The 16,775-nt window shown below is 67.0% G+C and carries 16 protein-coding genes and 1 tRNA gene; 10 read left to right on the top strand and 7 right to left on the bottom strand.

The features are described from left to right. Positions 1–156: 156 nt before the first annotated feature. From ACOOF5_RS06670 to ACOOF5_RS06685, 4 genes are all read left to right on the top strand, one after another. Entirely contained in the window at positions 157–1,017 is an 861-nt protein-coding gene (locus tag ACOOF5_RS06670) for a hypothetical protein (protein WP_420437741.1), read from the top strand. Positions 1,018–1,109: 92 nt separating this feature from the next. Continuing rightward, a complete protein-coding gene (locus tag ACOOF5_RS06675) occupies positions 1,110–1,613 on the top strand; it encodes a hypothetical protein (RefSeq protein WP_420437742.1) in 504 nt (167 codons plus the stop codon). Positions 1,614–1,718: 105 nt separating this feature from the next. Then, a complete protein-coding gene (locus tag ACOOF5_RS06680; RefSeq protein WP_420437743.1) occupies positions 1,719–1,925 on the top strand; it encodes a hypothetical protein in 207 nt (68 codons plus the stop codon). Positions 1,926–1,938: 13 nt separating this feature from the next. After that, entirely contained in the window at positions 1,939–2,064 is a 126-nt protein-coding gene (locus ACOOF5_RS06685) for a hypothetical protein (protein WP_420437744.1), read from the top strand. 504 nt (positions 2,065–2,568) lie between these two features. On the opposite strand, the gene ACOOF5_RS06690 is transcribed toward ACOOF5_RS06685, so the two are convergent. Then, positions 2,569–3,918: an IS1380 family transposase gene (locus tag ACOOF5_RS06690; RefSeq protein WP_420436225.1), complete on the bottom strand. Its 1,350-nt coding sequence runs from the start codon at positions 3,916–3,918 to the stop codon at positions 2,569–2,571. A gap of 472 nt (positions 3,919–4,390) precedes the next feature. Between ACOOF5_RS06690 and ACOOF5_RS06695 the strand changes: the two genes are divergently transcribed. Then, entirely contained in the window at positions 4,391–5,029 is a 639-nt protein-coding gene (locus tag ACOOF5_RS06695) for a hypothetical protein (protein WP_420437745.1), read from the top strand. A 1,803-nt stretch (positions 5,030–6,832) separates the two neighbouring features. Here the strand turns inward: ACOOF5_RS06695 and ACOOF5_RS06700 are convergent. The 6 genes from ACOOF5_RS06700 to ACOOF5_RS06725 all read right to left on the bottom strand — a co-directional run bounded on the left by ACOOF5_RS06700 (position 6,833) and on the right by ACOOF5_RS06725 (position 11,343). Beyond that, entirely contained in the window at positions 6,833–7,123 is a 291-nt protein-coding gene (locus ACOOF5_RS06700; RefSeq protein WP_420437746.1) for a hypothetical protein, read from the bottom strand. A gap of 155 nt (positions 7,124–7,278) precedes the next feature. Then, positions 7,279–8,742, bottom strand: coding sequence for a hypothetical protein (locus ACOOF5_RS06705; RefSeq protein WP_420437747.1), 1,464 nt, complete (start codon positions 8,740–8,742; stop codon positions 7,279–7,281). Between the two features lie 448 nt (positions 8,743–9,190). After that, positions 9,191–9,263: transfer RNA gene (locus tag ACOOF5_RS06710), tRNA-Glu, on the bottom strand. A 60-nt stretch (positions 9,264–9,323) separates the two neighbouring features. Further along, entirely contained in the window at positions 9,324–9,812 is a 489-nt protein-coding gene (locus ACOOF5_RS06715) for a DUF2017 family protein (RefSeq protein WP_420437748.1), read from the bottom strand. A 59-nt stretch (positions 9,813–9,871) separates the two neighbouring features. Next, positions 9,872–10,219, bottom strand: a complete 348-nt coding sequence (clpS, locus tag ACOOF5_RS06720; protein ID WP_420440915.1) for an ATP-dependent Clp protease adapter ClpS — start codon at positions 10,217–10,219, stop codon at positions 9,872–9,874. Between the two features lie 122 nt (positions 10,220–10,341). After that, a complete protein-coding gene (locus tag ACOOF5_RS06725; protein WP_420437749.1) occupies positions 10,342–11,343 on the bottom strand; it encodes a COX15/CtaA family protein in 1,002 nt (333 codons plus the stop codon). A 36-nt stretch (positions 11,344–11,379) separates the two neighbouring features. Between ACOOF5_RS06725 and ACOOF5_RS06730 the strand changes: the two genes are divergently transcribed. From ACOOF5_RS06730 to coxB, 5 genes are all read left to right on the top strand, one after another. Continuing rightward, positions 11,380–12,279, top strand: a complete 900-nt coding sequence (locus ACOOF5_RS06730; protein ID WP_420437750.1) for a heme o synthase — start codon at positions 11,380–11,382, stop codon at positions 12,277–12,279. Between the two features lie 157 nt (positions 12,280–12,436). Further along, positions 12,437–14,173 carry a cbb3-type cytochrome c oxidase subunit I gene (locus ACOOF5_RS06735; protein WP_420437751.1) on the top strand — a complete coding sequence of 579 codons (1,737 nt, stop codon included), beginning with the start codon at positions 12,437–12,439 and terminating at the stop codon, positions 14,171–14,173. Further along, complete coding sequence (locus tag ACOOF5_RS06740; protein ID WP_420437752.1) at positions 14,173–14,793, top strand: cytochrome c oxidase subunit 3; 621 nt, start codon at positions 14,173–14,175, stop codon at positions 14,791–14,793. Before ACOOF5_RS06735 ends, ACOOF5_RS06740 begins: the two co-directional genes overlap by 1 nt. Positions 14,794–14,800: 7 nt before the next feature. After that, positions 14,801–15,580, top strand: a complete 780-nt coding sequence (locus tag ACOOF5_RS06745; protein ID WP_420437753.1) for a hypothetical protein — start codon at positions 14,801–14,803, stop codon at positions 15,578–15,580. Then, complete coding sequence (coxB, locus tag ACOOF5_RS06750) at positions 15,580–16,743, top strand: cytochrome c oxidase subunit II (RefSeq protein ID WP_420440917.1); 1,164 nt, start codon at positions 15,580–15,582, stop codon at positions 16,741–16,743. The genes ACOOF5_RS06745 and coxB overlap by 1 nt, the downstream gene beginning before the upstream one ends. Positions 16,744–16,775 lie beyond the last annotated feature (32 nt).

A 16,775-nucleotide genomic window follows, 5' to 3' on the forward strand; every position in this document is an offset into this window, starting at 1 on the left:
GCGCCAACCGGATGTCGCGCTCTCGTGCTGTCGATGAAACGAACGATTCGCAGCCGCGTCAGCTCTGCGGACGGCATCAGTTGCATGGGTCCCTCCCAGGCGCCGGCGCGGCCGCGAATCGCCCCAACACCCGATTCGCGCACCAAGGACCCGCCAATGCCCAAACGCACCCTCGCCGCACTGCTGGCGCTGCTCGTTGCCGCGTCCACGCTCGCCGTGGTCGCCCAACCCGCAGCAGCGCATTCGCAGACCACCACCAAGCAGCGCTGCTCCTATGACCCGTTCGCCGGCCGCCAGTGCTGGACCGAGACCGTCACCGTCGCCCACACCCACAGTTGCGGCGCAGGCATGACCGGCACCTATCCGAACTGCTACCCCATCCCGCCCGCCAACCAGAACTGCGGCGCAGGCACCACCGGCACCTTCCCGGACTGCTACCCCATCCCCCCCGACAACAAGAACAGCGACGACAGCGACGACACCGACAGCGGCGACAGCGGCGGCGATGACGACGACGGCGGAGGGACCGACACCGACAGCGACGACAGCGACGACACCGACAGCGGCGACAGCGGCGCCGATGACGACGACGGCGGAGGGACCGACACCGACAGCGACGACAGCGACGACACCGACAGCGGCGACGGCGGCGGCGATGACGACGGCGGCGGAGGGACCGACACCGACAGCGACGACAGCGACGACACCGACAGCGGCGACGGCGGCGCGGCGATGACGACGGCGGCGGAGGGACCGACACCGACAGCGACGACAGCGACGACAGCAGCGGCGACGATGATGACGAAGGCGGCAGCTTCGAGCCCACTGTGGTCACTTGCACCGGCGGCTCTCACCGCTTCGGAGACGGCTGCCACACCCACGGGTTCACTCCGCCAGCCGGCCAATGCGGCACCGGCAAGACCTGGGCTCCCCACGCGGGGCACACCCCCATACGGCTCCCCGCCTGCAAGACCACCGCGACGGCCGATCCCTGCGGCGACTACGCAGAGAACCTGATCGCCGCGCTCAACAAGGTCAGCGACGGCACCAACACTCCGCCCACCCTGCCCGCGACACCGACGCAGTGCATAGGTGCCTCTACGTCGGATTTGCTCACGGCAATTGGCAATGCCCTCGCCGCGTTAGGCAAGGGCCATCCGAACAATTCCGAAGAGATACGCAAGGCCCGGCGCGAGGCATATGAACAACTTGCCAAAGCGATGCAGGCAGCTTGGGATTACGAAATCCCCGGCGTCGAACACGTAGAAGCCGCCAGCACAGCGGCTGCCTGTTACGTGTTCGTCGCGGCCGTCGTTAGAACCCGAGGCAAGGCTCTCCGGGTTCCCGGTTTTGGGCAGGCTGCGGCCACATTTGGGTGCGAGAGAATCATCGCAGCGGTTGAGATTGACATCGACGGCACCGACAGCACCGACAGCAATGACGCCGACGACACGGACCCCGCCGAGAACGGCCCGCCGACCCTTGACGACGTGAAAAAAGCCGAAGATAAGTTCAAGCGCGGCGAGCTCAAGAAAGACGTGCTGACGAGGATTCAGAACGAGTACGACTGCGCCCAGGGCTGGGCCGACGCCTGCGCGGCACTGGGCCGATGAGCGGGGGGAATGGGCGAGGCCGAATCGCATCCACCTGTGCGCGACCAGCCCGGCCGTGCAGAGCTTGGACTGGTGCAAATGATGAGCCTCAACTACCCTCACACCATGAGCACCGACATCGAGGCGCCGATATCGAGGCGTGATTATTGGTCGGGGTGGGTCGTCTTCTTCATCATGCCTCTCGTCGGGTATTTGTTTTCGCCGTGGCACGCCCTAGTGGTCATATGCGGCGGCGGCATCATTGAAATAGCGCACAAGTGGGCCATGAAGCGTCGCCGTGAGGCTGAGGGGGTGGCGGCGCTTCGGGGCTGAGCGTCGGCCCTTGATGTCGGGCGTTCGGCCTGACGGGATCGCTCCCGGCGAGATCGCCGCCATGCTGCTCGCCGCCCCGGCCCGTATCGGCGGCCCCGGGGAGCCCGACCGCGACGGCCTCGCGCGCCTCGCCGCTTGACAGCCGAGACAGCGACACGGCACCGTCACGGTCTGACATGGTGAGCGCATGACAGTCAAAGCCCGACCGTGGCGAACACGGACTGGTGCAAATGATGAGCCGCAGCTACCCTGAACCCGCGAGCACCGACACGGCCGCAGACGGGCTTGACCACCCGCAGAAATCGCCTTCGTTCGTCTCCATATGGCTGAGGATGACTGCAATATGCTTCGGGTGGCTAATTTTGGCGAAATCTGCCGATAGGTGGTTGTCGCTCTCGGGATGGTGGAACGTGGCGGCCCTAGGTGCACTAGCCCTGATTATTCATGAGAATGCCGCGAGTCGTCTTTTGGGCATGCCGGTTGGCCTGATTTGTCGTGTCGAGGTTGTCGGGGTGCGGGCCGGGGCTCGGCCGGGCTGTTTTTGGCTCCGATTTGGGTGTGGGCATGCTGTGGGGCGTGTTCGGGGGCGCGGCGGAGCCGGCCCGCTGGTGCGGGCATCGTCGAGTTCGGGTGCCGCGGCGGGTCAGCGGGGGTGGGCGATGGCGAGCAGGGCTCGGGCGCCGGGGTGTTGTTGGGGGAGCCGCAGCAGGACGCGTCGTGCGCTGTGGCACACGACCGCCGGGAGGTGCCACAGCTGCCAGCGGAGCCGTTTGGGGGCTGCTCGGCGCAGCGTTCCGGTGAGGCAGCGGGTCTGGAACCATCCCACGAGCGCGAGGCCGGTCATGGCCAGGGCCGCCCAGGCGCTGTTGGCGTGCCAGTCGGTGAACGGCATGCGGGCCAGGCCGCTGTCTTTGAGCCGGCAGATGGCGTTCTCGACGTCGGCGTGTGAGCGCATGAGACGGTCGAGCTGGGCTGTGTCGCCGGTCCGGTCGGTGAGGAATCCCCAGTATCGGTAGTTGTCGCTTCCGAACAGGCTGCGCTGCGCGCCGGGATGCAATGGTTCGCGGCGCACTATCAGCCGGGTTCGAGCGGGCCAGCCCGGCAGGTCGACGAGGTCGGTGAGGTCCGCGACCTGAGCGCGGCCGGGCTTGCGCTGGCGGGGCCTCTTGGCGGCGTTGTGCCAGCGGCCCGGGTCGCCCAAAGCGCCGCGGATCGCTGCTTGGATGCCGGGCGTCGAGCGTGCTGACACCATGAACCCGATGTTGCGGTCCCGCAGTCCTTTCGCGAGCTTCGCCGAGCAGCCCGCCGCGTCGATGCGCACCACCAGCGAACGCTGCGCCAGCTCGCTGTCGTCGCCTGGGCGGTGCCCTGCCGCGTCGGGCTCGGGCAGCATCGACACCGCGGCGTCGATCACTTCGAGATGATCGGCGATGTCGTTCGCGGCGGCGTTGCCCGCCCGCTGCTTGACCCACAGCGGCTCCCCGTCCGCGGTCGAGCACACCATCGGATGAAACCCGTAGCCGCCCTTGAAATGCGGCGCTGCGCCCTCTTTGTTCTCCGAGTGGATCTCCACCAATGTCGAGTCGACGTCGAGGACCAGCGGGCGACCACGATCGTGACCGGCCCACAACCCGGAGCGCACCGCTGCCGCTGCGCTCATCAGCGCCGCACCGCCGCCGGGGCCCAGACCGGTGAGAGTGCGATACAGCGTGGAGTCCGACGCCACCTCGCCGAACAGCTCACGCTGAGCGCGCAGATACTCGATATCGGTGCACGCCTCACCGCCGCCCGCCAGCACCAACAACGCATGAACCAAAACCGCGCCGCGGTCATGAACCGGAGCACGCTCCCCGCGTGCGGGCACCGCCGCCGACAGCGCTTCAGTCAGCCCCACACGGTCCGCGAACCGCCCCAGCGCGAACAGGCCCGCACCCCAAACAACCCGGTCCCCGCCGCCTGTCAACTGCGCGTTCGTGACACTGGTAGGTTTCACCTCGGAGATGCCCCCCTGAACTCGCTGATGCTTGACTCAACGCCATGCATCGTCGCAGGTCAGAGGGGCTTTTCCGCGGACCCACACCGCACCGACCCACAGCCCCATGAAGAATCAGGGCTAGCTGCTGTGTTCATCGTGGGCATGGCTTTTGAGTGGGGAAAGCGCCGCGGTCGCCGTGAGGCGGCAGGGGAGGCGGCGATCCGAGGCTGAGCGTCAGCGCTCGACATACGGGAACGCGCTCGGCTGCTGACAGCGCCGAGCGTGGGCCGGCGGCGGCTCCTCTACGGTCACTTGCACCGGCGGCTCTCACCGCTTCGGGAACGGCTGCCACACCGACGAGTTCACTCCGCCAGCCGGCCAATGCGGCACCGGCAAGACCTGGGCTCCCCACGCGGGGTACCGCCCCGTAGCGCTCCCCGCCTGCAAGACCACCGCGACGGCCGATCCCTGCGGCGACTACGCCGACGACTTGATCGACGTGCTCAACAAGGTCAACGACGGCACCAACGCCTCATTTGACCCGCCCCCACGGCCGACTCAGTGCCAAGGGGCGTCAACTACGGAGCTCCTAGCCGCTTTGGGGCGGTTGGTCAACTACATAGGCGAGACCCATGGGGAAGCTGCCGAGGGCGAGCGAGAGTCGTTGGAACAACTGAGAGCGGAGATCGAGAAGCTCTGGGACAACGCGCCCGAGCAAGCAAAGCGGCTCTTGATAGCCACAGCCGCTGGCGCCGCCTACGTCGCACTGACAAAGACGACAGCTACGACCACCGTGGCCACGGTGGTCGTAGCGGCCTCGGCGTGGGTGGCGTGGCTCGTAGCCCATCCTGGGACCGTCAGCGTTACCTGCGGCACCGCTGTCGAAGCGGCTCGCATCGCCGTCGAGCACTTCACCGGCGGCGACAGCGACTCCGGCGGCGACAGCGACTCCGAGAACGACGACGACGGTACGCCGAAGCCATTGACTACGCCGAAGCCATTGACTATGGACGACATGCTCAAATGGCAACAGGCCAAGGAAGACGGGAAGATCACCCAAGCGCAGTTCAACGTCCTTCACCATCGCTACACCTGCCAGCTCAGCCCGAACATGGCCATATGCCGATGAGCGCCCCCAACTACCTTGAACCCATGACTGCAGAGCGCAGCGACACCCCGACGGCTCGGCCGTGGCCCCGTCGCGAGTGAAGGAGGACGGGAACATCACCCAAGAGCAGTTCAACGCTGTTCACCGCCGCTACGTCTGCCAGCACAATCCGCAGCCGAGCTGGTGCTGATGAACGCCGCGGCGACGATGCGGCAGCGAAGGCGTTGAACGCTGCGAATGAGGCGAAAGACAAGCTGTCGAGGAATTAGAACGAGCGCGACTGCGCCCAGGGCTGGACCGACGCCTGCGCGGCGCTAGGCCGATGAGCGCCCCCAGCTACCCGGACACCATGCCTACGAACGAACCCGCCTTCGAGCAGCCCACGAAGCGGGGGCGCTGGGCATGGCTGTGGTCTTTCGTGGTGATTCTCGCGGGGCGAAGCATCATTGATTCGGGCATGACGTTGGCGCGACTGATCGCCTTTGCTGGGCTGTTCGGAGCGGTTGCCCTGTGGGCCGGCGGTGACTTCCGCGAGCGTCTGGCGGGGTTGCTCGCAGCGGTCGCTGTACTGACCGTCGGAGTGCTGTCGCTGCGTCTGCTCTCCCCCGGTTGGGCCGTAGCGCCGATTCTGTTCTTCAGCGTTGCAGCAGTGGCGGCCCTAATCGGGTGGCAGAGGCACCGTGCGCCTGCAAAGCACGAGCCGACGCCGATCGCGACAAGATCCTCGCAGCCAGCGATACGTACCGATGTCGTTGCTTCGGGGCGTTGTCGTTGGTGTGGGCTGCGGCCAACCGCGGTGCTGTGCGGGGGCCGTTCTGACTGCGGACCCTGCCAGGTTGTCGAAGCCCCTGCAGCCGACGCGGCGGCCGGCCGCTAGCGGCCGGGGTTAGCCGCAGCCGTCGTATTTTGGGAGCGTCGCGTAGTTCCCTCGGCTGCTTTTGGCCGGGGGCGCGGTTCGCCAGCGGTGGACGGTCTGGCGGGCCCGATCGGTGACGCAGGCGATGTCGCGGACGCCGTCAGCGGCGGCACACACAGCCCTCCGGCCGAAAACGCCTCGCCGAAATAGGCGACGCCCCGCATGATGCCGGCTGCGACTAACCCCCACTAGCGGCCGGCTGTCTCCGCGTGGGAGTGCGGTTCCGCTGCCACAACACGAACGCTACGACGAATGCGCCGCCTGCGGCCATCATCATTGCCAATGTAATGAGGGTACCCCGGTAGTCACTGAAGAACCATTTGCCCGGTTTGATGAGCCAAGCCATGAGGTAGACCGACACGATGCCCAGCAGGCTGACCAAGCGCTCGCGTCTGTCACGGGGTCGCCCCATCCAACTGGCTGAGCGAAAGGCTTCTCTTTGAGGGTCGGAGTCAGTTCGGGCGTTCATCGCCATTCCTTTGGATACAGGGTAGTTGGGGGCGCTCATCGGCAGACCCCTGGCACTGGTATGCCGATGGAGCACAGCCAGAGGTTGTTGATGCATTCGTAGTCGTCGCCGTCGAGCTTCCCGTTCTTCCAGTCGTTCTGGGCATTTTGACGCTCCGAGTCACTGATGCCCCCGGCCCGAAGCAGCTCCGAGAACTACGCGACGCCCTCCGCTACGTCGGCTGCGGCTGACCCCCGCCGCCGCGCCGCGTCTCACCACGCGGGCGACGACCTGGGCGCGTTCTGTTCCGGAAGTTGTCATGCCGTCATTGTGACCCGCCGAAACATGGCGTGTCATTGTCACGTCAGCCGTGACATTCGATGTCGTGGCCACGACCGGGCCGCATTTCGTCGATGAGCTCGGCCCACGCTCGGCGCTGTCAGCAGCCGAGCGCGTTCCCCTACATCAAGCGCCGACGCTCAGCCTCGGCCTCGCGCCGCTCGGCACCCTCACGGCGCCGCTGCTCGGCCGCCCGCTCGTACTCGGCTGCCTGCTCGGCTCGCTCGCGCAAGGCCGCCTCCGCACCCGCCGCCCAACGCGCCTCCGCCGCCGCCCGCCGCTCCGTCGGGATGCTGGCCAGAGCAACCGCGGATGACGCCTCCGCAGATGACGCCTCCGCAGGTGGCCTAGGCCGGGCAAGCGTCCACACGACCCAGCCCGCGAAGATTGCACCGAGGTAAAGCCACCCCACAAGGCCGTCAAGCAAAAAGATCCCAAAAAAGAGAGGGGTTGTCGCGACCATTTCGGCTCTAGTCCTGCACCAGCGCAGCGGGGCCCGCAGGCTCCGCCGAAGCGGCGGCGCGGCGGATGCGTTCGCAGGCATGGGTTCAGCGTAATCGGCGGAACTCATGGGCAGATGTCCTTCAGGTGCTGCGGGCTGTTTTGGCAGATATAGCTCTGGTGAAGGGCTCTGTACTTCTCCCGGCTGAGCTCGCCCCGCTCGTAGGCGTCTTGCGCGGCGAGCATTTGGTCCAAGGTCGGCGGCTTCGGCGCACCATCGCTGTCGCCATCGTCCGAATCGCTGTCGTCCGCGTCGTCGTCTTTGGCGGCTTCGTCGTGCTCTTTCTCTTTCGCTTCGCCCGTTTCTCGTTGCGATTTTGTGATCTCCTCCCACACTTTTTCGCAGCCCTGCCCTACGAGGAAGGACACGTCGATTCGCTTGATGAGATGTGCGGGTGCGCACAAAACCAGCCCGGTGGCGTCGAGCACCGTTTCGCTGGTTGAAGACCAAAAGTGATCTAGATCGGGGGAATGGCAGCCCCAGCGCACGGTCTCGACGTGCTCGTGCTGGCCGGCGGGGCATTTGTCCTCGTCAACAGGGTGACAGCCGCCAAGCCCGGCGTCGTGTTTGTGCTGGCCGGCGGGGCAATCCTCCGTGTGAACGATTCCGGCGTCATGACAGCGGCTGGGCGTGGGGTCATTGGCCGACGGGTGGTGGTGGCAGTGCAGGGTGTCGGCGTCGTGGCAGTTGCCTGATCCGTGGGGGTGTTCGTGCTCGCCGGCCGAGCAGTGGTAGATGTCGCCGAAGTGGTTGGCCTTGTGCGAGTAGCGCTCGTTGCCGACGCTGTGGCAGGCCCCGGAGCCGTGGGCGTGTTCGTGGTAGCCGGCCGCACAGTGTGAGGCGCTGACGTAATGGCAGCCCGAGTCGGCGCCGCTCCGGTTTTGGGTTATCCCGTGCCGGTGCTGGTCTGTCTCGCAGGCGGGCGGCTCGGTTGTCTTGGGCGGCTCGGTGGTGCAGGGGGGCCGTTGTTGGGGTGGGTGACCGTTGTGGGGTGTCCATAGGCCGGTGCCGCAGGGCGGGTCGCTGTGGTTGTGGTGGCAGGTGCTCCCGTGGCGGTGCCTGGGCGGAATGCAGGCCCGCGGGGCCGTCGTGGTGGTGGTGGTCGTGGGCGGCACGTAGATGGTGGTGGTCGGAGGCGGCGGCTGCGTGGTGGGCGGCGGTGCCGCTGTGGTCGGGGGAGGAGTTGCTGTCGTGGGCGGCGGGGGTGGCTCGGTTGTGGTGGTCGGAGGCGGGTAGCAGTTCGGGGGTGTGCCCGTCATGCCCGCGGGGCACACCGGCTGAGTCGCGGGCGGGATGGGGTAGCAGTTCGGGTAGGTGCCGGTCATGCCGGCGCCGCACCTGTGGACGTGGGAGACGCTGACGGTCTCGGTCCAGCACTGCCGGCCGGCGAAGGGGTCATAGGAGCAGCGCTGCACGGTCTTGGTGCGTGTGTCCGCGCCGGCGTCGTCAGCAGTGGCGAGCGGCACGACCACGAGCACGGCGGCGAACGCGAGCACGGCGCACAGCGCGGCGAGGGTGCGTTTGGGCATTGGTGGGTCCTTGGTGCGCGAATCGGGTGTTGGGGCGATCCGCGGCCGCGCCGGCGCCTGGGAGGAACCCATGCAACTGATGCCGTCCGCAGAGCCGACGCGGCTGCGAATCGTTCGTTTCATCGACAGCACGGGAGCGCGACAACCGGTTGGCGCGCGACGCCGCGGCCGGCTCGCGTCGAGGCGGCGACGGTGCCCGATTGCTCAGCAAGTACGCGGGTTTGCGGCCCCGATGGGCGCCGTCGCCGGCGAGAGGCCGCAGTTCTGAGTCGCCTGCTTGACAGGCTCAGATCAGGTGTCTACGATACGAACGTTTCTTAGACAGGGAAATGTGCCCCTGACCTGCAGGTTCAGGGACAGTTTCCCCCTGCCGCGGAGCTACGGCTGCTGCTGGCGATCGTGCCCAAGCCGGTCGGCGGCGGCGCAGTGGGCACGCTGTGAACCAGTGCACCCCCAACGGGATTCGAACCCGTGCCGCCGGCGTGAAAGGCCGGTGTCCTAGGCCGCTAGACGATGGGGGCAGGGCATCTCAGGCTAGGCCGAACCCGCAGCGTGGCAACGATCGCGCTGGCGCAGGCGGCTCAGCGGTATGCGGCATCGATGAGCTCCGCGAGGAGTCCACCGAGGTAGTGGTAGCGCAGTCGTGGCCGCTGGGCAGGATCGTGCGGGTCGACGTCGGCGGGATCGTCTTCCTCGGAGATGTCGAGCTGGGTTCCGAGCACGAGGCGCAGTTCGTTCAGACCCTGCATCCAAGCGGTGACCTGCGAATCGTCGAGATGTTCCAATGCGAGGGTGCTGTCGAGCAGATCGAGATGATCCAAGCGCTCGGCTAGCAGTTCGTCGCGCATGAGTCGTTGGTATTCGGCGTCGCGGTCGGGGTCGCTCAAGTAGGCCGGCGGGAACAGACGCCGCAACGAGGGGTCCAAACCGTCGCCGCCATCTCGCGCCGGTGTGTGGTCGAGCAGGTTGGATCGCAGCTCTCCCACCATCTCGGCCAGCAGACGCCGCTCCCAATCAGCGAGGTGCACGCTCACCAGCGAGCCGCGAGCCCCGAACCGCGTCCCGCTCACGAGGCCTCCGCCACAGTCTCGCCCTCAGGCGGTCGCCGTCGGGGTGCCGCGGGCATCGCTCAGTTGTCCTTCTGCATGGTGGCCCACAGTCCGTACTCGTGGAGCCGGAAGACGTCGAGCTCGGCTTTCTCGCGCGCGCCCCATGCCACGGCGGCGCGACCCTTGTTGTGCACGTCGAGCATCAGCTCGGTGGCCTTGGCCTCGCTGTAGCCGAACAGCTTCTGGAACACGTACACGACGTAGCTCATCAAGTTGATCGGGTCGTTCCACACGAGGACCACCCACGGCACGTCAGTGCTGTGGGAGTCTTCGGTGGTCGGATCACGGATGACGTCGGGTTCAGCCACGGCGGGAGCGTTCGCCAGGCGAGGCAACACAGCAATAGCGTCCGCCGACGCCGACGACATGGCCGGCGCCCGCACCAGATCGGGCGACATAGCTGGAGCGGTCGAGCTCACGGGCTCATTCTGCGAAATCGCGGCCCGCGATGCCAACCGATTCGCCGACCCCACACCGTGCGGGTGTCGGATCATCGGTCTCGACCAGAGATCACGGTGTTGGGCGCATAAGCGAACCAGCCGTCGCTGGCCCCGCCGCCCCAAGCGGCGAGCACGAGGCGGGTCATCGCAATGGTGAGCAGCGTTGCGCCGGCGACATGCAGGGCCACCAGCAGCACGGGCAGTTCGTTGAAGTACTGCACGTACCCGATGGCCGCTTGGGTTGCCATGACGCCGATCACGATCCGGATGCGCCGCCGCAGCATCGCGACGGGACTGGACGTCTCGTTGCGCTGTGCCGCGGCCAAGCGCCGAGCGGCAACGGCGAGGAACAAGACGACCGCCGCGAGCACCCCCACCGTGATGCCGTGAATCCGCGCCACCGACGGCAGTGCGAACTGCAAGCGCTCGACGTGCTCGTCACCGCCGTGGGGACCGGTTCCGGTCACCACCGTCCCGGTGAACAGCGCAGCTGCGGTGAGCGCGGCTGCAAGCCATGCGAGCATCCCGCTGTGTGCCGGCAGCAACGCGGCCGGGGGTCTGCCGCTGTCTGGCCGATCATCGCTTGCGCGATGCGCCAAGACGACCGCAGCTGACACGAGCACCTGCGACGCCAAGAAGTGCGACATCACGATCGGCGGGGACAGATGAGTCAGCACGGTGACGGCGCCGAGCCCGATCTGGAAGACCACTCCGGCCACCAGGCCCAGCGACCACCACACCAAGTCGTTCCGGCGCGGCCGGCGCCACCATGACGCCCCGATTGCCACGACGACGGCCACCGATACCAGGCCAGTCACGATGCGATTGCCGAATTCCACCCAGCCGTGAAAGTCCGCTGCCGGTACGAATTCTCCGGGCTCGCAGTTCGGCCATGCGCTGCATCCCAGGCCGCTTCCGGTCAGCCGTACGAGCGAGCCGGTGATGACAATTGCCACGAGCGACCACAGCGCCCAGCGCGCGATCAGAGCGAACCGTTGGGGCGTGACCCACAGTCGTTGCTCGTGCAGACGCGACGAGTCATCCAACCTCACGCTGAAACGCTAGAGGCGACTCGTAGCCTCACAGCAATGCTGGCGACGCCGCGGCCAACACTGCGTGGATCAACATTGCGGGGATACGTCGCGCTCACGAAGCCGCGCATCATCGAGCTGTTGCTGGTGACCACGGTGCCGCCGATGTTCGTGGCCGAGCGAGGCGTGCCCAGCGTGGCGCTGATGGCGCTCACCGTCATCGGCGGCACGCTGTCCGCGGCCGGTGCCAACACCTTCAACATGTACATCGATCGCGATATCGACGCGACGATGGCGCGCACAGCGCACCGCCCGCTGGTGGTCGGCACGGTGACGCCGCGTGCAGCGCTGATCTACGGCGTGGTGCTCGAGGCGGCGGCCTTCGGGATTTTGTGGTGGGGTGCCAATCTGCTGGCGGCGTCGCTTGCGCTGGCGGCGTGCCTGTTTTACGTGTTCGTGTACACGTTGTGGCTCAAGCGGTCGTCTGCTCAGAACATCGTCATCGGCGGGGCAGCCGGTGCGGCCCCGGTGCTGGTGGGCTGGGCGGCCGTGACCGGGACGCTGTCGCTCGAGGCCTGGATCGCGTTCGCGATCGTCTTTTTCTGGACGCCTCCGCATTTCTGGGCGCTGGCGATCCGCTACGCCGAGGACTACGACGCCGCTGAGGTGCCGATGCTGCCCTCGGTTGCCAGCGAGCGTTCGGTGCTTGTGCAGATGACGCTGCACACCGTTGCGGTGATCGCGCTGTCGCTGTGGTTTGCGGTGGCTGCCGGTACGGGCGGGCTGTATTGGGCGGTCGCGCTGGCCGGGGGCGCAGCGTTTGGATGGCAGCTCGTGAGGTTGTGGCGTGCGCTGACGCCCCCGACCGCGATGCGTGTCTTTCACACCTCCATCGCGTACTTGGGGCTGTTGTTCGCGGCCATGGCCGTGGACGTCGTCGTTCGGCTCAGCTGGTGACCAGGTTGGGATGTGACGTGGGCGCTGCGCGCGTGCGAGAGGACGCTGAGGGTTGGACAAGAACAATCTGGTTGAGGGGGCCGCGGGTCGCTAGAGTGCCCCGTTGGCGTCGCCCCCAAGCGGCGCTGCCAGCCGAGTCCGGGAACCACTTCACCGCATGACCGACGCCACGACTGAAGCGACGAATTCGGGAGGATCTGCCGGAGTCGTACCGGAGGAAGACCCGACGGCGTTCGGGTGGCTCAACACGGTTGACCACAAGCGCATCGGCCGGCTGTTCATCGCTTGTTCGTTGCTGTTCGGCCTCGCCGGCGCGATCGCGGACCTGCTGGTCCGGCTCGACTTGACCTCATCGGGCGGACACACCGTTCTCAACAGCGACTCGTTTGTGCAGGTCTTCACCTTCACACGCGACGCCCTTGTGTTCGGCATGCTCATCCCGCTGTTCCTGGGCATTGCCATCTATGTGGTGCCGCTGCAGGTCGGCGCGCCGAACGTGGCCTTTGGGCGAGCAGCCGCCCTGTCGTTTTGGGGCTGGCTGGTTTCGGCTGGCGTGCTGGTGGGGGCCTACGCCGCCAACGGCGGTCCCGGGGGCGGTTTCGCGGACGGAGTGGATCTGCACCTGCTGGCCGTCGCGGGGCTCGTGATATCGCTGCTGACGGGAGCGATCTGTGTCGCCGTCACCACGCTCACAATGCGCGCGCCCGGCATGTACATGGACCGCACGCCCCCGTTCGCCTGGTCGGCGCTCGTCACGGCGTCCATGCTGGTCGTCAGCCTCGGCGTGGTGCTGGGCCAGATCGTCATTCTCTACATCGAACACCGCTATGGTCCCCGTTTCCTTGGCGGCAACTACGGCATCTGGTCTCGTATCGACTGGATGTACCGCACGCCGCAGCTGTTCATCTACGTGGTGCCGGTACTGGGTGTGATTGCCGAGATCATGCTGGCGGCCGCCCGCCGTTGGGTCTTTGAGCCGTTGGCGCTGTATTTCACGATGGGACTCGTCGGGCTCTTCGGGTTCGGCGCGTGGGCGAACTTCGGCATCACCGATGAGGGCGCCGACATCGTCGACGGCCTCGAGGGCATCGTGCTGGTCGGCCTCTATGCAGGTGCCCTTGCAGGGGTCGGGGGATTACTGGCGCTGCTGGGCTTCACCGTGTGGCAGAGCCGCACGTGGCCGCGGCCCAGCACAGCGGTGCTGGCTGCATTCGCCGCCGGACAGCTCATCGCCGTTGCCGCGCTCGTCGGGCTGGTGGGCGCGGGCGTGGACTGGCTGCAGATTGCGGGCCGTGGCGTCGACGGGAACGCACCGTTGCGATTCACTACGTGGGTCACGGGTCAGCAGAGCTTGCTCATCTACGGCGCAGGGCTGCTGGGCGCGCTGGCGGCGCTGCACTGGTGGGCGCCCAAGATCTGGGGCCGGCGGCTGTCCGAGCTTGCCGGCTGGGCCAGCCTCGCCGCCATCGGCGGGGGCGCCTTTCTGGCATGGCTCGGCCCGACACTGTCGGGTGCATTCACCGAGCAGCCCCAATTCGTGTACGGCGAGCCGCTGCTCACCACGCTCTACAGCGGCCAGGTCGACGATTCCGGCGCCGAAGGCCTTTCCGCGCTCGGTGCTGTCGGTGTGGCCATCGTGCTGGCAGGCTTGGCGCTTGTCGTGGCGAATCTCCTGATTTCTGTGGTGATGGGCAAGGGTGCCCCGGCCGAGTCCGATCCGTGGGGCGGTCTGACGCCGGAATGGCTGCTCGACTCGCCGCCCCCGCTCGGTCCCTCGCAGACCCTGCCGGAGCTCACCTCAGGCACTCCGCTGCTCGACCCTGAGTTGAACGGCAATGGGCTCAACGGCAGTGGCGTCGCGGCCGACCGCGACGCGCACGAGGTGCCGGCCTGATGGCGGACACGACCGGCACCGTCGAGGCCCCCCCGCCGGGCCGCTACAACCTCCCCGGTCCGCCGCCGCGCCCGCGTAGCCAGCTCGTCGGGACCGGGTTCGCCGTCGCGGCCGGCGCCATGGCCGTCGCGGGGGCGCTGGGTCATTACATGGCGCGCCGGCATGCCTCCGGCATCGATCCCGGCCATGAGTGGCTCGCCGGCCATTCGGTGCCAAACCCGCAACTCGTCTACGCGCTCATCACCCTGGCAGTCTCCGTCGTCACTGCTCACTGGGCCGTGTGGGCAAGTGGCCGCGGCGAGCGTGGCCACACCTGGGTGGGCATGGCCCTGACCCTGCTGATGGGCTTCGCCTTTTTCAACATGGTGATGTTCAGCCTGAACCGCATGGAGATCGAGGTCGGCTCGGGCGAATGGGCGACCTTGGCGTTCGCCGTCACCGGGCTCTCGCTGGCCATCGTGATGGTGGGGATGTTCTATCTCGGCTTGATGACGCTTCGTTCGCTGGGCGGAAGCGTGGGCCGCGACCGTTCGACACCGCTGGGTTCAGCGGTCTTCTTTTGGGACTTCGCCGTGCTTGCGTGGGCCGCCACCTGGTACGTCGTGTACGTGGTGAAGTAGGGGATCGATGGTCGGCATCGCCAGCAGGTACTTCGCCGGGCGCATTGCGCTGGCTGCCGCGGCCGCGGTGGTGGTCGGCGTGCTCACCGGCATGGACGGCACGGGCCATGTGGTCATGTACGCCACGATCGTGCTGGGCGTCGCCGCCGGGGCATTCGCACTGCTGTTCGCGCTGGCGCTCACCGTGGGCGACGGCGACTCGCTCGACCGGGCGCATTCGCACGCCCACCGAGCCGCGCCGGCGTACTGGCCCATCATGGCGGCGGTTGGCATGGGCGTGCTCATGGTCGGCCTGGTGACCGACTCCCTGTTCACGATCGCGGGGGTGGCGTTGCTGCTGATCTCCGCGGTCGAGTGGACGATGAGTGCATGGGCAGAGCACCTGTCCAGCGACGCGGCGTCGAATGCGACCGAGCGCGCACGGTTGCTGCGGCCCTTTGAGATTTCGCTCTACGGCGCGCTGGGCATCGCCATTCCGGTGGTGCTCGCGTCTCGCATCTTCTTGACGGTCAGCAAGACGGCGGCCAGCTATGCAGCGATCGTCATCGCAGCGGTGATCCTGGCGTTCGCCTTCGTGGTGTATGCGAAGCCCCAGCTGCGACGCGCCGTCACGGCATCGATGCTGGTGCTGGGAGGCGTCGCGCTCATTGTCGCCGGCATCACCTCAGCCGTGATCGGCGAGCGCGAGTTCCACCACGGCGGGCACGCCGAGGTTTCCGACGATCATGGCTCCGCAGGCTCAGACGAATCGGGCGAGATGAGCGAATCAGACGGAGGGCACGAGTGATGGGCATCCGCTTCGCTCGATGCGGGCGTGTCGCGGCCGTAGCGCTCGCGGGACTGATCGTCGCCGGCTGTGCCACGGGCCGTCTCGACGCGACGAAGCCCGTCGGGCCCGAAGCCCGCGACATCGATGTGCTCATGCGCGTGTCCGGTTGGATGGCGGTGGGCGTCGGCATCTTCGTGGCAGCGGCGGTTGGCACGATCATCGTGAAGTTCCGGGCCAAACCGGGCGACGACCCCGACGACCTGCCCCCGCAGATTCACGGAAATCGCAAGGCCGAGCTCACGTGGACGATCATTCCCATCGTCTTGCTCGTGTTCCTGACGGTATGGACCTTGCCGACAGTGTTCGCGCTCGCCCGCGAGGGCGACGGACGCACCATCAAGGTCGAGGGCCAACAGTGGTGGTGGCAGTTCAGCTACGACCTCGACGAAGACGGGCAATTCGACGACATCGTCACGGCGAACGATCTGGTGATCCCGACCGGCGAAGACGTCAACCTGGAGCTTCACTCCAACGATGTGATCCACTCGTTCTGGATCCCCCAGCTCAACGGCAAGCGCGACGTGGTGCCCGGCCGCGTTCACAACTGGCGGATCAGATCCGACGAGCCGGGCATCTTCTACGGCGAGTGCGTGGAGTTCTGCGGTCTGAGTCACGCCAATATGCAGATGCGGACGATCGTGCTCACCCCAGAAGACTTCGAGCGCTGGAAGCAAGACCAGCTCGACGGTCAGGCGGCAGCGCGGGCGGCCCTCGCGCAAGGATCGGCCGTAGCTGCCGGGGCAACGCTGTTCGAAACCCACTGCATCAGCTGCCACGTCGTCGACGGCACGTATGAGAGCGCGGCGGACGGCAACGCGAACCTCCTCGCGGGCATCGCACCGAATCTCACCAACCTCATGAGTCGCACGGCCTTTGCCGGCGCGCTGTATGAGACCTATCTGCAAGGACCCGACGGCGAGTACCTGCGCGATTCCGGCGGCAACCTCGTCCTCAACATCGCCGAAATGCGCGAGTGGGTGCGCAATGCGCCCGAGATGAAGCCGGCTCGCGCCGACAACCAGCAGGGCATGTTGGACTTCTCGGAGGTCTTGACCGATCAGGATCTCGACCATCTCATGGCCTATTTGAAGACCCTCGGCAGCCCGCCGGTGCTGCCCTGATGAGCACTGGCGCACGGGCCTAGGAGGACGAC

It is taken from the genome of Candidatus Poriferisodalis sp., assembly GCF_965214215.1.
GTDB lineage: Bacteria > Actinomycetota > Acidimicrobiia > Acidimicrobiales > Poriferisodalaceae > Poriferisodalis.

What these genes read in the sequence shown, in the direction of transcription:
- ACOOF5_RS06670 (WP_420437741.1), top strand. Translation starts at nt 157, where the DNA reads ATGCCCAAACGCACCCTCGCCGCACTGCTGGCGCTGCTCGTTGCCGCG.
- ACOOF5_RS06705 (WP_420437747.1), bottom strand. Translation starts at nt 8,742, where the DNA reads ATGCCCAAACGCACCCTCGCCGCGCTGTGCGCCGTGCTCGCGTTCGCC.
- ACOOF5_RS06745 (WP_420437753.1), top strand. Translation starts at nt 14,801, where the DNA reads ATGGTCGGCATCGCCAGCAGGTACTTCGCCGGGCGCATTGCGCTGGCT.
- ACOOF5_RS06740 (WP_420437752.1), top strand. Translation starts at nt 14,173, where the DNA reads ATGGCGGACACGACCGGCACCGTCGAGGCCCCCCCGCCGGGCCGCTAC.
- ACOOF5_RS06685 (WP_420437744.1), top strand. Translation starts at nt 1,939, where the DNA reads ATGTCGGGCGTTCGGCCTGACGGGATCGCTCCCGGCGAGATCGCCGCC.
- clpS (WP_420440915.1), bottom strand. Translation starts at nt 10,219, where the DNA reads ATGTCGTCGGCGTCGGCGGACGCTATTGCTGTGTTGCCTCGCCTGGCG.
- ACOOF5_RS06730 (WP_420437750.1), top strand. Translation starts at nt 11,380, where the DNA reads ATGCTGGCGACGCCGCGGCCAACACTGCGTGGATCAACATTGCGGGGA.
- ACOOF5_RS06680 (WP_420437743.1), top strand. Translation starts at nt 1,719, where the DNA reads ATGAGCACCGACATCGAGGCGCCGATATCGAGGCGTGATTATTGGTCG.
- ACOOF5_RS06735 (WP_420437751.1), top strand. Translation starts at nt 12,437, where the DNA reads ATGACCGACGCCACGACTGAAGCGACGAATTCGGGAGGATCTGCCGGA.
- coxB (WP_420440917.1), top strand. Translation starts at nt 15,580, where the DNA reads ATGGGCATCCGCTTCGCTCGATGCGGGCGTGTCGCGGCCGTAGCGCTC.